The 16,463-nt window shown below is 65.5% G+C and carries 12 protein-coding genes; 8 read left to right on the top strand and 4 right to left on the bottom strand.

Annotation, left to right across the window (positions count from 1 at the left end; all coding sequences use genetic code 11):
- Positions 1–11 precede the first annotated feature (11 nt).
- Both ftsH and HL671_RS32870 read left to right on the top strand, forming a co-directional pair.
- The gene (gene ftsH / locus HL671_RS32865) at positions 12–1,868 is read left to right on the top strand and encodes an ATP-dependent zinc metalloprotease FtsH (RefSeq protein WP_172242335.1); all 1,857 of its coding nucleotides are present in this window, start codon (positions 12–14) and stop codon (positions 1,866–1,868) included.
- A 108-nt stretch (positions 1,869–1,976) separates the two neighbouring features.
- Positions 1,977–3,662 carry a methyl-accepting chemotaxis protein gene (locus HL671_RS32870; RefSeq protein ID WP_012042073.1) on the top strand — a complete coding sequence of 562 codons (1,686 nt, stop codon included), beginning with the start codon at positions 1,977–1,979 and terminating at the stop codon, positions 3,660–3,662.
- 67 nt (positions 3,663–3,729) lie between these two features.
- On the opposite strand, the gene HL671_RS32875 is transcribed toward HL671_RS32870, so the two are convergent.
- Positions 3,730–5,085: an esterase-like activity of phytase family protein gene (locus HL671_RS32875; protein WP_172242338.1), complete on the bottom strand. Its 1,356-nt coding sequence runs from the start codon at positions 5,083–5,085 to the stop codon at positions 3,730–3,732.
- 98 nt (positions 5,086–5,183) lie between these two features.
- Complete coding sequence (locus HL671_RS32880; protein WP_172242341.1) at positions 5,184–6,158, bottom strand: DMT family transporter; 975 nt, start codon at positions 6,156–6,158, stop codon at positions 5,184–5,186.
- 181 nt (positions 6,159–6,339) lie between these two features.
- On the opposite strand from HL671_RS32880, the gene HL671_RS32885 reads away from it, so the two are divergent.
- Together HL671_RS32885 and HL671_RS32890 are read left to right on the top strand one after the other, a co-directional pair.
- Complete coding sequence (locus HL671_RS32885; protein WP_172242344.1) at positions 6,340–6,945, top strand: TetR/AcrR family transcriptional regulator; 606 nt, start codon at positions 6,340–6,342, stop codon at positions 6,943–6,945.
- Positions 6,946–6,982: 37 nt separating this feature from the next.
- Positions 6,983–7,765: a sulfite exporter TauE/SafE family protein gene (locus tag HL671_RS32890; RefSeq protein WP_172242347.1), complete on the top strand. Its 783-nt coding sequence runs from the start codon at positions 6,983–6,985 to the stop codon at positions 7,763–7,765.
- 21 nt (positions 7,766–7,786) lie between these two features.
- Here the strand turns inward: HL671_RS32890 and HL671_RS32895 are convergent, their stop codons facing one another.
- Both HL671_RS32895 and mgtA read right to left on the bottom strand, forming a co-directional pair.
- Positions 7,787–8,716 carry a DMT family transporter gene (locus HL671_RS32895; protein WP_172242350.1) on the bottom strand — a complete coding sequence of 310 codons (930 nt, stop codon included), beginning with the start codon at positions 8,714–8,716 and terminating at the stop codon, positions 7,787–7,789.
- A 144-nt stretch (positions 8,717–8,860) separates the two neighbouring features.
- Positions 8,861–11,425 carry a magnesium-translocating P-type ATPase gene (mgtA, locus tag HL671_RS32900; RefSeq protein WP_172242353.1) on the bottom strand — a complete coding sequence of 855 codons (2,565 nt, stop codon included), beginning with the start codon at positions 11,423–11,425 and terminating at the stop codon, positions 8,861–8,863.
- Positions 11,426–11,632: 207 nt separating this feature from the next.
- On the opposite strand from mgtA, the gene HL671_RS32905 reads away from it, so the two are divergent.
- The 4 genes from HL671_RS32905 to HL671_RS32920 all read left to right on the top strand — a co-directional run bounded on the left by HL671_RS32905 (position 11,633) and on the right by HL671_RS32920 (position 16,435).
- The gene (locus tag HL671_RS32905; RefSeq protein WP_172242356.1) at positions 11,633–12,898 is read left to right on the top strand and encodes an efflux RND transporter periplasmic adaptor subunit; all 1,266 of its coding nucleotides are present in this window, start codon (positions 11,633–11,635) and stop codon (positions 12,896–12,898) included.
- On the top strand, positions 12,895–14,121 hold the full coding sequence (locus HL671_RS32910) for an ABC transporter permease (RefSeq protein WP_172242359.1): 1,227 nt from the start codon (positions 12,895–12,897) through the stop codon (positions 14,119–14,121). The genes HL671_RS32905 and HL671_RS32910 overlap by 4 nt, the downstream gene beginning before the upstream one ends.
- On the top strand, positions 14,114–14,818 hold the full coding sequence (locus HL671_RS32915) for an ABC transporter ATP-binding protein (protein ID WP_172242362.1): 705 nt from the start codon (positions 14,114–14,116) through the stop codon (positions 14,816–14,818). The genes HL671_RS32910 and HL671_RS32915 overlap by 8 nt, the downstream gene beginning before the upstream one ends.
- Positions 14,819–15,142: 324 nt before the next feature.
- Positions 15,143–16,435, top strand: a complete 1,293-nt coding sequence (locus tag HL671_RS32920) for an adenylosuccinate synthase (RefSeq protein WP_012042083.1) — start codon at positions 15,143–15,145, stop codon at positions 16,433–16,435.
- Positions 16,436–16,463: the final 28 nt, after the last annotated feature.

Here is a 16,463-nt window from a genome sequence, read left to right on the forward strand (position 1 = left end):
GAGAGCGTGACATGGAATCCGATCCCAACACCCGCAAGCAAGCCATCGCGGTCAGCTACATCTTTCTTGCCGGGGTCGGCATGCTGCTGCTGCAATGGCTGCTGACGACCTACAACACGGTCGAGACCATTCCCTACAGCCAGTTCGAGCAACTGGTCGAGCAAGGCAAGATTGCGGAAGTGTCCGTCAGCCAGGACACCATCCAGGGCAAGTTCAAGGACAAGCAGCAGGACGGCAAGACCTCGTTCATCACCGCGCGCGTCGATCCTGCGCTGGCGGAAAAGATGGCGTCCAAGGGCGTCACGGTGACCGGCGTGCCCTCGGGCGGTGTGATCCAGACGCTGCTGTCCTGGATCGTGCCGGCGTTGATGTTCTATCTGATCTGGGTGTTCCTCGGCCGCAAGGTGATGGACCGGCAGGGCTTTGGCGGGCTGATGTCGATCGGCAAGTCGCGCGCCAAGGTCTATGTCGAGACCGACACCAAGGTCACCTTCGCCGACGTTGCCGGCGTCGACGAGGCGAAGTTCGAGCTGCAGGAGGTGGTGCAGTTCCTGAAGGACCCGAAGAGCTATGGCCGTCTCGGCGCGCATGTGCCGAAAGGCATTCTGCTGGTCGGCCCGCCCGGCACCGGCAAGACCCTGCTGGCGCGCGCCGTCGCAGGCGAGGCCGGTGTGGCGTTCTTCTCGATCTCCGGCTCGGAATTCGTCGAGATGTTCGTCGGCGTCGGCGCCGCGCGAGTGCGCGATCTGTTCGAGCAGGCGCGCAAGGCCGCGCCCTGCATCATCTTCATCGACGAGCTCGACGCGCTCGGGCGCAGCCGGACCGCCGGCGGCGGGCTCGGCGGCTATGACGAGAAGGAGCAGACGCTCAACCAGCTGCTCGCCGAGCTCGACGGCTTCGATCCGAGCGCCGGCGTGATCCTGCTCGCCGCCACCAACCGGCCGGAGATCCTCGATCCGGCCCTGCTGCGCGCCGGTCGCTTCGACCGCCAGGTGCTGGTCGACCGGCCCGACAAAGGCGGACGGCTGGCGATCCTCAAGGTGCATGTCCGCAAGATCACGATGGCCGAGAGCGTCGATCTCGACAAGGTCGCCGCGCTGACCGCGGGCTTCACTGGCGCCGACCTTGCCAATCTGATCAACGAGGCCGCCATCGCTGCGACCCGCCGCAGAGGACATGAGGTCACCTTCGACGATTTCACCGCCGCGATCGAGCGGATCGTGGCCGGCCTGGAAAAGAAGAGCCGAGTGCTCAATCCCGCTGAACGGCGGCGTGTCGCCTATCACGAGATGGGCCATGCGCTGGTCGCCGCCAATCTGGCCGGCGTCGATCCGGTGCAGAAGGTGTCGATCATTCCGCGCGGTGTTGGCGCGCTCGGCTATACCATGCAGCGCCCGACCGAGGACCGCTTCCTGCTGGCCGTCAGCGAGTTGAAGAACCGCATCGCAGTGCTGATGGGCGGACGCGCGTCCGAGCAATTGATCTTCGACGGTGATGTGTCCACCGGCGCGGCCGACGATCTGCAGCGTGCGACCGAGATCGCGATCGAGATGGTCACCAAATACGGCATGGACGCGACGGTCGGCCAGCGCACCTACGCGCCGCGGCCGCAGGCCTCGTTCCTGCAGCCGCAGGATCAGCTCGTGTCGGCGGCCGAGCAGACTGGACGGGAGATCGACCTTGCCGTGCGCGATCTCATCGCGGAGGGCGGCGCGCGCGCCCGTGCGATCCTCGATGCGCATCGCCGCGATCTCGAGCAGGGCGTCGCGCTGCTGATCGCAAAGGAGACGCTGACCGCCGAGGAGTTCGCGCCGCTGCGGCCGGTGTCCATGAAGGCACCGGTGGACGACGTCCGCGCGACAGGTTGATCCGGGTTTTTACGGGTCTTCCCGGCAACGGAGCTCTAACCATCGCGTGATGAATTCATCGGCAGTTTACGTTTGGCGACCGATCGCGTCGGTCGGGTGGAGTGTCGCGTGCTGCTGAACAATATCAGGATCGCCCCCAAGCTCGGGATCGTCGTCGGCGTTGCGCTGTTGGGGCTTGCAGCCGCGGGCACATTTGCGGGCAATCTGATGCAGCGGGAGATGGTCAACGCGCGCATCGAGCAGTGCCGGGCGATCGTCGAGACGGCACGCAACATGGCGCTCGGCCTGATCAAGGAGGTCGAGGCCGGCAGGATGACGAAAGAGGCCGCGATCGACGAGTTCGTCAAGCGCGGCAGCACCATGACGTTCGACAAGGGCATGGGCTATTTGTTTTCCTACACGATGGAAGGCAATGTCATCCTGTCCCAGGATCCCAAGCAGCGCGGCCAGAACGTCATCGATTTCGAGCTCAACGGGCGCAAGCTCGTGGTGGAGCTGCGCGACGGCGTCGCCAAGAATGGCGAGGTCACCTTGCATTATGAATATCTCCGTCCCGGCCAGGAGCAGCCGACGCGCAAGATCTCCTATGCGCTCGCCATTCCGGCCTGGAACGCCTTCGTCGGCACCGGTGTCTATGTCGACGATCTCGATGCCAAGCTGAAGCCGCTGAAATGGATGATGTGGCTGGCTTGCGCGGGCATCGCCGTGATTGCCGGCGGCATCGCCTGGCTGATCGGCCGCAGTATCAGCGTGCCGCTCGATCGCCTCGGCGGCCGCATGCGCGAGATCGCCGACGGACGGCTCGAGGGTGAGATTCCCGGCGTCGGTCGCGGCGATGAGATCGGCTCGATGGCGGCCACCGTGCAGATTTTCAAGGACAACGCGCTGCGGATGCGCGAGCTCGAGCAGGCGGAAGCTGCGACCCAGCAGCGCGCGCTGGCCGAGCGCCGGTCCGCGATGGAAAATCTCGCTGCCGACTTCGAACGCAGCGTCAACGGCATTGTCCGTTCGGTGGCGTCGGCTGCGGAGGGCATGCAGCACACGGCGCAGTCGATGACATCGACCGCCAGCGATGCCAGCGCGCGCGCCTCTACGGTCAGCGCCGCCACGCAGAGCGCGAACGACAATGTCGGTACCGTGGCCGCCGCCGCGGAGGAACTGTCGAGCTCGGTGGCGGAGATCTCGCGTCAGGTGGCTCGTTCCAGCGAGGTCGCGAGCCAGGCGGTGAACGATGCCGAGCGCACCAATGCCACGGTGCAGGTGCTGTCGAGCGGTGCCGAGAAGATCGGGGAAGTCGTCAAGCTGATCCACTCGATTGCGGCCCAGACCAACCTGCTCGCCCTCAACGCGACCATCGAGGCGGCGCGCGCCGGGGAATCCGGCAAGGGCTTCGCAGTCGTCGCCTCAGAGGTCAAGGCCTTGGCCAATCAGACCGCCAAAGCGACGGAGGAGATCTCCGCGCAGGTCGTGGCCATGCAGACCTCGACCCAGGATGCGGTCGCCGCCATCACCGGGATCACCCAGACCATCGCGCAGATGAGCGAGATCACCAACTCGATCTCGAGCTCGATCGCGCAGCAGGGCGATGCGACGCGCGAGATCGCGCGCAACATCCAGTCGGTGGCCGCGGGGTCGAACGAGATCAGCGCCCATATTGGCGGTGTCACCAAGGCCGCGGAGGCGACCGGCATGGCGGCCTCCGAGGTGCTCTCCAGCGCACGCGAGCTCGACAGCCAATCCGGCCTGTTGCAGCAGGCCGTCGACGGCTTCATGGCGAAGGTGCGAACGGCTTGATTTGTCTGCGGTCCGCCGTCGACCGAGACAGGCTCTCGGCGCGACGGCGGCTGCAATCGATGTGCCGTTACTTCGCCTTCAGGAAGCCGCCGACTTCGAGCAGCACGAACTCATCATCATCCGCCTTGTTCGGCTCGCGGCTTGACGAGAACGGCAGGTTGTTGTCGTTGCCGACGATGATGTGCGTGTCGTCGACGCGATCGACATTCTCGATCGTGAAGAACGGGAAGGTGAGGACGCCGTCGTTGAGCGGCTTGCGCGCCTTCTTGTCCGGATCCTTGATCTTCATCAGGTCGATATAGGCGATCTTGCGCACCGGCTTGCCGACATTGGCGTCGGACAGTTCGATCTTGTAGACGCGCTTGAACTTCGCGACGTCCGGGAAACAGTTCTCGCCGCGGACGCCCTGCGGGCAGGCCTTGTCGCTGGTGCCCTCGCCATTGTCGCGCTCGATGACCAGGCCCTGGCTCGGGTCGATCATGTTGAAGTCGCCGATCGCATTGCCGTTCTGCTCGAACGCGTATTGCCAATAACGGCCGGTGAACTTCTCGGCGGCGACGTCAAATTCGAGGATGCGCGACGCTTCCTTGCCATCGACCTTCTCCCATTCCTTCTTCTCGCCATCCCAGAGCGGGCCTTCGAGCAGGCCGTAGATGAATTTACCGTCGACGGACGAGGCGAAGCCCTCGAAGCCCTTCGAGCGCCGCAGATTGACATTGCTGTAGGTCGCGCCGGGAGCGCCGGGCGATTGCACCGCCCAATGGTCGGGCGATCGAACCGGCTTGCCGTCCGCAACCGTCTCGAACACGGCGAGCACCTTGCCGCCTTTGTCGGCCTTGATGATGTAGGGACCGAACTCGTCGCCGATCCAGAGATTGTCGCCGATGATCTGGAAGCCTTCGGTGTCGAAATCGGCGCCGGTGAGATAGCGCCTGGCGGTGTCTTCGTGGATGATGCGGAACGGCACCTTCCGCTCAGGATCGTGCAGGAAGATGGTCTCGAGCCGTTCGACCTTCCCGGTGCTCCAGTCGATCTTGTAGTGGTTCAGATAGAGCATCGAGTCCGGCGAGTTGTAGCGCGAGCCCATGCCGTTGTCGGTAAGTACCCAGAAGGTGCCGTCAGCCATCTTCTTGATGCCGGAATGGCCCTGCAACGGCTGGCCCTTGAACGGCAGGGACACCCCGGTGGCGCGTTCGTAGGACTTGCCCATCACGGTCCCGATCGCGTCGATGCGCTTGCCGGTCGTGTATTTGCCCGAAGTCTTGAGATCAACGGGCGCATCGGCGGGGGCGTCGACGAAGGACTCGGCCGGCATCACCGCGTGGCCTGCCAGTGTCGCGGGGAATTCGCCCTCGCCCTGGGCCAGTGCCGCACCGGCGGTCAGAACGACGGCGGCGACGGTGGTAAGCAGATATCGATGCATGCGAAGCCTCCTGAAAGCTTGAACCATGCGCCGTTCTGATCAGGAGCCCTAACGCGATGCTGACATTTCGATGACAACTGGATGATGCCTGCCGGCCTTCATGAGGCGTCTTGCCGCAACGAGCCGTCCTTGCGCTGATCGCCGGCTCGAGCGGGCCGGAGCGGCGAGCGCGATGCCACGATCACGCCGCCGATCACCAGCGCGTAGCCGGCGAGGTGGAAAGCCTTGAGCTCTTCGCCGAGCAGAACGATCGCCAGCACCGAGCCGAACAGGGGCACCAGGTGCAGGAACGGCGCGGCGCGGTTCGGCCCGATCAGGCTGATGCCGCGGTTGAAGAACAAATAGGCCAGCGCCGAGGCGAACACCACGACATAGCCGAGTGTTGCGATCGACAGCAGGTCGGGCGTGAGCACGGAGCCGGATGAATATTCCCAGATCGCCAAGGGCAGCAGCAGCACGGCTCCCATTGCCGTGCAGCATGAGATCAGGGAGAGCTGGTGCACGGCCGGCCGGCGCGTCATGACGGCGGAGTAGAGTCCGAAAACCAGTAGCGCGGAGGCGAACATCAGGTCGCCCCGGTTGAACTGGATCGCACCGAGCGCGCCGAGATCGCCGCGAAGCAGGATCACGAGAACGCCGGTCAGCGACATCGCAATGCCCATCAGCTGCCCCACGCTCAACCGCACCCCGAACAAAGCGAGCGACCACAGCGCCACGAACAACGGCGCCGAGGATTGAATCAGCAGCCCGTTGAGCGCCTGCGTATATTGCATCGCCCAATAGGATAGCGCGTTATTGACGGCAAAGCCGGTCAGCGCCAGCAGCAGCAGAAGCGGCCAATGTGCGAGCAGCGTCCGCCAGTCGCGCGCCAGATGCGTCCGGGCGAAGGGCCACAGCATCAGGAATGTTCCGATCCAGCGGATGCAGGACAGCGTCAGCGGCGGCACATGCCCGGCCACATAGCGCGCCAGCACAATGTTGCCAGCCCAGAACAGCGAGGCCAGCGTGAGCAGCACATAGGGCTGATTGTTGAGCCAGGCGAACGGAGAGCGTGGTTGCGAGGGGGCAGGCAAGGTTCCAGCTTCGATTGTTGACGCGAGCTTGTGCCCGAAAGCGGAGCCAAGACAAGAGCGCGCGATGGGAGGCCGCCATGTCCGAACATGCGACAATGCCCTTTACAAAAAGAATATTCGTTTTTTATGATGCAGGGGAAACATGATCCCCGTCTGGCGCGTGTTCTGACCGGAGCTGTGCATGCCGAAGCTGAAGCCCGCGACGATGGCGGCGCGCCGCGATGAGATCCTGCGGGCAGCGGAGGCCTGCTTCGCTCGCCAGGGCTTTCATCAAACCACAATTTCCGACGTGATTGCTGAAGCGGGCCTGAGCGCAGGGTGCATCTACGGGCATTTTGCCAGCAAGGACGAGCTGATTCAGGCGATCGGCGAACGCCGCCATGGCCGCGACGCCGCTCTGCTGGCGGCTGCGCGTGACAGTGCGGATCCGCTCGACGGGCTGCGCGCGATCGCGCGTGCCTCGCTCGTGGATATGCAGAAGGAGGAAGGGCTGCGGAGCCGGCGCATCGCTTTGCAGCTCTGGGCCGAGGCGTTGCGAGACGAAGCGATTTGCGAGCAGGTGGTCGACGGGGTTCGCAAGCCGGTCGCCGTGATCACCGAACTGCTGCAGCGCGGCCAACGGTTGGGCGTCGTCGACCGGGCCGTCAACCCGCGCAGTATCGCCCGGACCATGGTCGCCATGTTCCAGGGCTTCGTGCTGCAGCGCCTTTGGGGCGAGCCTTTCTCCTCCTCCGACGCCATGACGGCGTTCGAGGCGCTGCTATCCGGCATCGCGACGAGGCGATGATGCACGAAAGCTCGAACCAGCAGCATCCGGTGCGCCGATGACAAACGGTCTCGAGCTGGTCGGCGGACTCGGCACCGGCCTGATCGGCGGCTTCACCTCGGGCCTGCTGGGTGTCAGTCCCGGCGGTGGTCTCGTCGTGTTCGCAGTTCTCCTGCTCGGCGCCGAGCAACACGTGGCGCAAGGCCTGTCTCTGGTGGCGCAAATTCCGCCGACCAGCCTCGCCGGCATCAAGCGCTATTGGGACGAGGGCGGCCGGGTGTCGCCGTCGATGGTGGTATGGCTGGGGTCTGGTTTTCTGCTGGGCGGCGTCATTGGCGCCGTGATCGCCAACGGAACCGCGGCGACCGTGCTGCAATGGGCTTATGTGATCTATCTGCTGCTGCTCGATGTGCTGCTGTTGCGTCGGTCGTCACATCGCGAGCCGGCCCAGACGATGGATGCCGAGCTTGATCCAGGCGCCCTTGCGCTGCTTGGGGTCGGCTGCGCGGCCGGCGTGTCGTCCGGCTTTCTCGGCATCGGCGGAGGGCTGGCCACCGTGGTCGGCTTGAGCGCAGTGCTCGGGATGGCTCAGCATCGCGCCCAGATGATCAGCCTGGTGCTGACACTGGTGCCAACGACCATCCCGTCAGCCTGGATCTACTGGCGGCACGGCGCCTTGCCGCCCTGGTCGACGCTGCTCACTGTCATCATCGGACTGGTGATCGGAACCGATGTGGGAGCTCGCCTGGCCAATGCCGTGTCGCCAGCGCGATTGCGCGTCCTGCTGATCGGCTTTGTGTCGGTGATGGCGCTCTACATGACAGTCGAGGCGATCCGATAGCGGCTGGCCTTTGCAGGAGTCTCACGTCGCCTGCTTGCGGGAGGCGATGAAGACGCCGCCGAGCACCAGCGCGAAGGCGATGACGTGAAAGATCTCCGGCTGCTCGCCGAGGAAGACAAAGGCCATGATCGAGCCGAACACCGGCACCACGTGCAGGAACGGGGCGGCACGGTTGGCGCCGATCAAGAGGACGCCGCGATTGAAGCAGAGATAGGCGATGGTCGACGGAAAGATCGCGACATAGAGCAAAGAGAGCAGGTTCTTGGCATCCAGGACCATCACCGGGCGGGCGTGAAGTTCCCAGACCAGCAGGGGGATCAAACTCGCGGCGCCGCAGCCGAACGTGAACGCCACCATCGACAGGCCGTGAATCTGCGGGCGCTTCAGCGATAGCACCGAGTAGAAACCGAAGATGGCCATGGCCAGCAGGAAGATCAGGTCGCCGCGGTTGAAGGTGATGCTGGCGAGCGCCGTCGGATGGCCCCGCGTCAGAATCAGCAGCACGCCAGCGAGCGACAACACGATGCCGATCGCCTGCGCCGCGGTCAGATGCACGCGCAGCAGCAGCAGCGACCACACCGCCACGATCAGCGGGCCGGAGGATTGCAGCAACAGCGTGTTGAGCGCCTGGGTGTATTCCAGTGACCAATATTGCAAGGTGTTGAAGGCGCCGATGCCGGTCAGGGAGAGCGCGATCATGATGCCGAGCCGCGACCGGATTGCCGGCCAGTCCTGACGGAGCTGTTTCCAGGCGAGCGGCAGGATCAGCAGGAAGGCGAGCGACCAGCGCAGGAACGACAGCGTCACCGGCGGGATATGGCCGGCAGCGAGCCGGCCGACGATCGCATTGCCGGCCCAGCACAGCGCCGTGATGCTGAGCAGCACATAGGGTTGGTTCGCGATCCAGGCGCGTTTGGGCGCGGCGGATGCGGTGGGATCGGCGGCGGACATGGGTCGGTGTTGGCCCCGGTTCGGTAGGCCGCGGCATTCGGCCGGCGGGACCCGGCCGGCGTTCCTCCCCGGCTCTTGCGAGAGACACCAATCCCGGCTGCCTATCAAGAGGGCAGATGCATCGCGACTATGCAGCCAGGGCGGTCACGCAGCTCGGTGGTGAGCGGGATGCGGCCGGCGCGATCGCCCGGGGCCGGCTTGTATCGCGAAGGACTTCAGCCATTCCGCGCAGAGCAGATAGGCGGCGACAAGGGCCATGATGGCCATGAGCAGGGGGACCGGCGGTGTTACAAAGCCGAACCAGGCGCCGGCGGGTGTGAACGGCACGACCAGCGCAACGACGAGCGCGATCAACGAGGAGGCCGTCAACATCGGATCGGCGCGATTGCTCCATGGCCGGCCATTGGTCCGGATGATGAAGATGACGAGAATCTGGGTGGCCATGGATTCGAGAAACCAGGCGGTGCGAAATTCGTCGGGCGTCGCCTGGAACAGATAGAGCAGCGCGCCGAAGGTCAGGAAATCGAACACCGACGAGAGCGGTCCCATGATGGCTGCAAAGCGGAGCAGACGCTTCATGTCCCAGCGCTGCGGACGTGCCGTGGCCTGCGGACTGACGCGGTCGAAGGGGATGCCGAGTTCCGACAGGTCATAGAGCAGGTTGTTGAGCAGGATCTGCGTCGGCAGCATGGGCAGGAACGGCAGCATGATCGATGCGACCGCCATCGAGAGCATGTTACCGAAATTCGAGCTCGCGCCCATCCGGACGTATTTGAGGATGTTGGCGAAGGTGCGCCGGCCTTCCTCGACGCCGTCGGCGACGACCTCCAGATCGGAGGCGAGCAGGATCATGTCAGCCGCCGATTGCGCCACGCCGGTGGCTCCGTCGACGGACAGGCCGATGTCTGCGACCTTCAGGGCCGGTGCATCATTGATGCCGTCACCGAGGAAGCCGACGACCTCGCCCGAAGCCTGCAGCGCCTTGACGATCCGTGATTTCTGATCCGGCGCGAGCCGGCCGAAGGCGTCGGTGGACCGCACTTGCACCGCGAGCGCATCGTCGCTGAGCTCGGCAATGTCGCTGCCGGACAGCACACGATCCGCTTTCAGCCCGACCAGGCCGGCCAGCCGCTTGACCACCACCGGATCGTCGCCGGACAGAATCTTGAGCGTAATGCCGGCGCGGGCGAGCTGCGCGATCGCGGCCGCGGCGGTCGGCTTCGGCGGATCAGCGAAGGCGCATAATCCCTCGAAGATCAGCTCCTGCTCGTCATCCGTTTCAATCTCGCGTGGTGCGCCGCTCCAGGGCCGCGAGGCGATCGCCACGGTGCGCAGGCCCTCCTGCGCCAATGCATGAACCCGCGCGCTGATGGCGGCGCCGCCCTCGTCATCGATTGGTGCGACCGTCCCGCCCTGCCGCTGCTGCGTGCAGAGCGGGATCACCGCTTCGGGCGCGCCCTTCACGATCAGGATCTGGTCCTGCCCGCGCATCGCCAGCACCGAGCCGAGGCGGCGCGAGAAGTCGAAGGCCTGCTGGCCTCCCAGGCTCCATCCTGACGCGGCATGATCGGCGCCCGCGATCAGCGCGGCGTCGAGTGAGCCGCGGTCGCCGCCGAGCGCGGCGGCGATGGCGCCGAGCTCGGCGGCGCGCGGAGCCTCGCTGCCGTCGGGCCCGACGCTGCGGGCAAGCGTAATCTCCGCGGATGTCAGTGTCCCCGTCTTGTCGGTGCACAGCACCGACATCGCGCCGAGATCGTGGATCGCAGCGAGCCGCTTCACGATGACGTTGCGCTTGGCCATGCGCAGCGCGCCGCGCGACAAGGTCACGGTGGTGATCATCGGCAGCAATTCGGGTGTCAGCCCCACCGCCAGCGCGACGGAGAACAGGAGCGAATCGAGGACGTCGCGGCCGAACACGACCCGGACCGCGAGCACGATGAGCACGAGCGCCAGCGTGAGCCGGGCGATGACGAGGCCGAATTCATGCAGGTCGCGCTCGAACGCCGTGCGGCCCTGCACCTCGGCCAGCGCCGAGGCGGCGGCACCGAACATTGTATTCGGTCCGGTGTTGACGACCAGCGCGACGGCCTCGCCGGTCTGCGCCACCGAGCCGCGGAACAGCGCGGTCGACGTGTCGCTCTCATCCGTCGGAACGCCGGTCTGCTTGGTGACGGGATAGGGCTCGCCGGTCAGCGCGGCCTCGCCCGCGGTGAAGGCCTTGGATTCGATGACCAGCGCGTCCGCAGGAATGATGTCGCCGGCGCGCACGCGCATGATGTCGCCGGGCACGACCTCCTCGACATCGATCTCGCGATAGGTGCCGTCGCGCAGCACCTCGGCCTTCAAGGCGACCGAGCGGCGGAGCTCCTCGGCGGCCCTGACGGCGTGTCCCTCCTGAACCGTATCGAGTCCGATCGAGAGCGCCAGGATCATGACGATGATCGCGCCACCGATCACGTCGCCGGTGCCCATCGAGATGATGCCAGCCACCAGCAGAATGAGCGACAGCGGCTCGAGCAGCCGGCGCAGCACGGCGCGCAGAGGGCCGACCACGTGCGACGGCATGTCGGCGTTGCGGCCGTAGCGCTGGAGGCGCTGTTCAGCGTCGGTCTGGCTGAGGCCATTCAGGCCGCAGCCCAAGCTGCCGCAGATCGTCGCCTGCGGAAGGTGCCAGAAGCGGTTGAGGCTCGAGGTGGTGTTGCTGCTCACGTGGCCCCGTTGATGTTTGTGGACGAATGTTCATGGCCATTGGTCCTGATTTGCACGATGCGCCGCATCGCGGTTGACCTAGCGCAAGATGCTGATGCTGCGATGACCTACTTTACCGGTGCGGGCCGTGGGGCTGGCGCGCCGCATGGTCAGGCATGCGCGGACGAAACTCCGCCCGTTTCTTTGGGCGCTTACGTATTGACAGAGATGGTCGATCAAACTGCAGCCCTCCCACGTCAGAAAGCCAGCTCGCTGTCCGCCCTCGGGTCCGCCGTCTGGGCGCACCGCTGGTTCGTCCTTGCCGTTATGCTGTTGCTTGGCTTCGGCGGCTGGCAGAGCGTGCGTGCGGTCCTTGGTCCAGCGGTGGTGGTTGATCTGGTCCGGCGTGGTGATCTGGTCGAGACTGTGGTCGCCAGCGGCCATGTCGAGACGCCCTTTCGCGTCGAGATCGGCAGCCAGATCACCGGAACCGTTGACGACGTACTGGTGCAGGAAGGGCAGCGTGTCACCAAGGGCCAGCCTCTGATCTCGCTCGAGGCGCGCGAACTGAAGGCCGCCGTGCTGCAGGCGCAGGGCGCCGTCGCGCAGGCGGAGGCGCGCATGCGCCAACTCGCCGAGCTGACCTTGCCGTCGGCCAAGGAAGCGCTGCGTCAGGCGCAGGCGACCCTGCTCAATGCCCAGCAAACCTACGACCGTACATCGCAACTGGCCAGCAATGGCTACGCCACCCGGGCTGCGCTCGACGAGGCGCAGAAGACGCTCGATGTGGCCCTGGCGCAGAAGCGCGCGGCCGAGTTTCAGGTGTTCACGGCGAGTCCCGGCGGCAGCGACTCCGTGATGGCCGAGACCCAGCTCAACCAGGCGCGCGCCAATCTCGACACGGCGCAATCCCGTCTCGGCTACGCCACCATTCTGGCCCCGCGCGACGGCGTATTGATCACGCGCAACGTCGAGAAGGGCGCCGTGGCGCAGCCCGGCAAAGCGCTGCTGGTGCTGGCGCCGGCCGGAGACGTCCAACTCGTGCTGCAGATCGACGAGCGCAATCTCGGCAAGCTGGCGCTGGGCCAGACCGCGCTGGCCTCGGCCGACGCCTATCCCGACCGGCGCTTCGCTGCGGTCGTCAGCTACATCAATCCCGGCGTCGATATCTCCCGCGCCTCCGTGCAGGTCAAGCTGACCGTCAAGGATCCGCCGGATTATCTGCGCCAGGACATGACGGTGTCTGTCGACATCGAGGTTGCGGCTCGTCGGGATACTCTGGAGCTGCCGGTGCGTTCGGTTCATGACCTCACCTCGGGCCAGCCCTGGGTGCTCGGCGTCAAGGACGGTCGCGCGGCCAAGATTCCGGTTCGCGTCGGCATCCGCGGCAACAGCCATGTCGAGATCGTCGCTGGCTTGAGCGCCGGGGATGTCGCGGTTCCCCAGAGTTCCGGCGTCGTGACCGGCCAGCGTTTCCGTGCGGTGCTGCCGTGAACCGCTGGCTGCCGTTCGAGTGGATCGCGGCCGTGCGCTTCCTGCGTGAAGGGCGGCTCCAGACCTTGTTCATCATCGGCGGCATCGCGATCGGGGTGGGCGTGATCGTCTTCATGTCGGCGATGCTGGCGGGGCTCGAGGCCAATTTCATCAAGCGCGTGCTGACCTCGCAGCCGCAGATCCAATTGCTGACGCCCGATCAGGTCGCACGTCCCTTGCGCAATGACCACGGTGTAATCGAGGACGCTATCGTGCAGCGCCCGAGCCAGCGCGTGATCTCGATCGATCAATGGCCCAAGATCCGCAATCAGATGCAGGCGATGCCGGAGATCACGGCGGTGTCGCCGACCATCTCGGGCTCCGCTCTCGCCATTCGTGGCGACGCCAGTCGCGCCGTCACGCTCTCGGGGATCGAGCCGGAGAGCTATTTCACGATCGTGCGCGTACCGGACTACATCGCGGCCGGCGAGCCGCGGCTGACCAGCGACGACATCATCATCGGGATCGAACTGGCCAAGGATCTCGGCGCGGTCGTCGGCGACAAGCTCAACGTCCAGGCGGCATCCGGCGCCAACCGCGTGCTGACAGTTACCGGCCTCGTCGATCTCGGCAACAAGGGCGTCAATCAGCGGGCGGCCTATGTCGCGCTGCGCACGGCGCAGTCGCTGCTCGGCATGGTCGGCGGCGTCACCACGATCGACATCACCGTGCAGGACATCTATGCCGCCGAGGACATCGCGCAGCGCATCCAGGCGGCCAATCTGGTGAAGGCCGACAGCTGGATCAAGACCAATGCGCAGTTCTTCACCGCCGTGCGCGCCCAGGAGACCTCCAACACGCTGATCCGGGTCTTCGTCGGGTTGTCGGTCGCGTTCGGCATTGCCGCGGTGCTGATCGTTTCAGTGATCCAGCGCTCCAAGGAGATCGGCATCTTGCGCGCGATGGGGACCTCGCGCGGCCAGATCATGCGCCTGTTTCTCCTGCAGGGCGGCCTGCTCGGTTTCATCGGGTCGCTGTTCGGCGCCGCGATGGGCGCCGGTGCGTTGATCTATTGGCACGCGGTACAGCGCCAGGCCGACGGTTCGGAGCTGTTTCCGCTGATCCTGGAGCGGCGCCTGTTCCTGATCACGGCGGTGCTCGCCACCGTGACGGGATTGCTCGCCGCGATGGCGCCGGCGTTGCGCGCTGCCAGGCTCGATCCGGTGGTGGCGATCCGTGGCTGAGGACATCCTGCGCCTGGAGAAGGTGTGCAAGGCCTATAACGTCGGCCAGCCGACCGAGACCGAGGTGCTGCATGACATCGACCTCGAGGTCGATCGCGGCGAGTTCGTCGCGCTGATTGGTCCGTCCGGCTCCGGCAAGAGCACCCTTCTCAATATCGTCGGCCTGCTCGACCGGCCGACCTCCGGCCGGCTGACGATCAAGGGTCAGGATACGGCGGTGCTCGGCGATACCGAACTCACTCATCTGCGGGGGCACACCATCGGCTTCATCTTCCAATCTCATCTCCTGATCTCGGCCTTCACGGCCAAGGAGAATGTGATGATGCCCCTCCTGGTCGATCGCGGCTTCCCCAGTCCCGAGATCGAGGCCCAGGCCTCGCGCCTGCTGGACCAGGTCGGCCTCGCCAAATTCGCCAACCATCTCGCGAGCAACATGTCGGGTGGTCAGCAGCAGCGGGTCGCGGTGGCCAGGGCGCTGGCCATGAATCCCGATCTGGTTCTGGCGGACGAGCCCACCGGCAATCTCGACACCAAATCCGCAGAAGCGGTGTTCGGGCTGATGCGGGAGGTCAATCGCGCGGTCGGCACCAGCTTTCTGCTGGTCACCCACAACCTCGACCTGGCACGGCGCTGTGATCGCATCATCGAGGTTGTCGATGGACGGATCCAGCCTGACGGCGCGCCGCTTCGATCGTAGAATCGCCGCCGTTCGGGTGTTCAATGCGGGACCTGGATCATTGCGCCGCCAGAAGCGCAAGGGCCGGGTCGCCCGATCCGCAGCCGGGGCGGCTTGAAATTTTGGGGCTTATCAAAGGCTTGGTGGCGCTCTCTGTGCTCCTGGGGCCCGTTCTTGCTTGCCTAGCCCGGCGGCTTCCTTTATCCGGTGGGTCGCCTCGCAAGCGAGCGGTCCCGGCCGCGATTAGGGCTGGGCGCATGGTTGGCCAGGCTGGCCCCTCATCGGAAGCGATATCGCCCGAGCCGATCGTGCTGTTTTGGATCTTGGCACAGGAAAGAGCTGCGCATGGCTAACGTCGTGGTCGTCGGCGCCCAGTGGGGTGACGAGGGGAAGGGCAAGATCGTCGATTGGCTGTCGGAGCAGGCCGACATCGTCGTGCGCTTCCAGGGCGGTCACAACGCCGGCCACACCCTCGTCATCAACGGCGCGACCTACAAGCTCGCGCTGCTGCCGTCCGGCGTGCTGCGGACCGGGAAGCTGTCGGTGATCGGCAATGGCGTGGTGTTCGACCCCCAGGCTTTCCTGGACGAGGTCAGCAAGCTGCAGTCGCAGGGCGTTGCTATCAGCCCGGACAATCTGCGCGTCGCCGAGAATGTCACGCTGATCCTGCCGCTCCACCGCGAGCTCGACGCGCTCAGGGAATCCGCCAGCGCCGCGACCGCGATCGGCACCACGCGCCGCGGCATCGGCCCGGCCTATGAGGACAAGGTCGGCCGGCGCGCGATCCGGCTGATGGATCTGGCCGATCTCGACACGCTGCCGCATAAGATCGATCGCCTGCTCGCCCATCACAACGCGCTGCGCCGTGGTCTCGGCCTGGAGCAGATCGACGGCAAGGACATCCTGCGCGAGCTGACGGCATTCGCACCGAAGCTGCTGCCTTATGCCGAAACGGTCTGGCGGCTGCTCGACATCAAGCGCCGCGAGGGCAAGCGGATGCTGTTCGAGGGCGCACAGGGCGCACTGCTCGACGTCGATCACGGCACCTATCCCTACGTGACCTCGTCCAACACCGTGGCGGCGCAGGCCGCGACCGGCGCCGGCCTTGGGCCGGGCGCGATCGGCTACGTGCTCGGCCTGTGCAAGGCCTACACGACGCGGGTCGGGCAGGGGCCGTTCCCGACCGAGCAAGACAACGAGACGGGTCGCAAGATCGGCGAGCGTGGCCGTGAATTCGGAACAAACACCGGCCGGCCGCGTCGTTGCGGCTGGTTCGATGCCGTTCTGGTTCGCCAGGCGGTGCGGACGTGCGGCATTAACGGTCTTGCGCTGACCAAGCTGGACATTCTCGATGGTTTTGACACGATCGATGTCTGCACCGGCTATCGGCTGGACGGTAAGGAGATCGATCATTTCCCGGCAGGCGAGGGCGCACAGGCCCGGGTCGAACCGATCTATGAGACCATCGAAGGCTGGAAGCAGCCGACCGCGAATGCGCGCTCCTGGGCCGATCTGCCGGCACAGGCTATCAAATACGTCCGGCGGATCGAGGAACTGGTGGGTTGTCCGATCGCGCTGCTTTCCACGAGCCCCGAACGCGAGGATACTATTCTGGTCCAGAATCCCTTTGAGGCATGACGGGACCCGACAGCGCAGCCCGCGAATT

This window comes from Bradyrhizobium denitrificans (assembly GCF_013179005.1).
Taxonomy (GTDB): Bacteria; Pseudomonadota; Alphaproteobacteria; order Rhizobiales; family Xanthobacteraceae; genus Bradyrhizobium; species Bradyrhizobium denitrificans.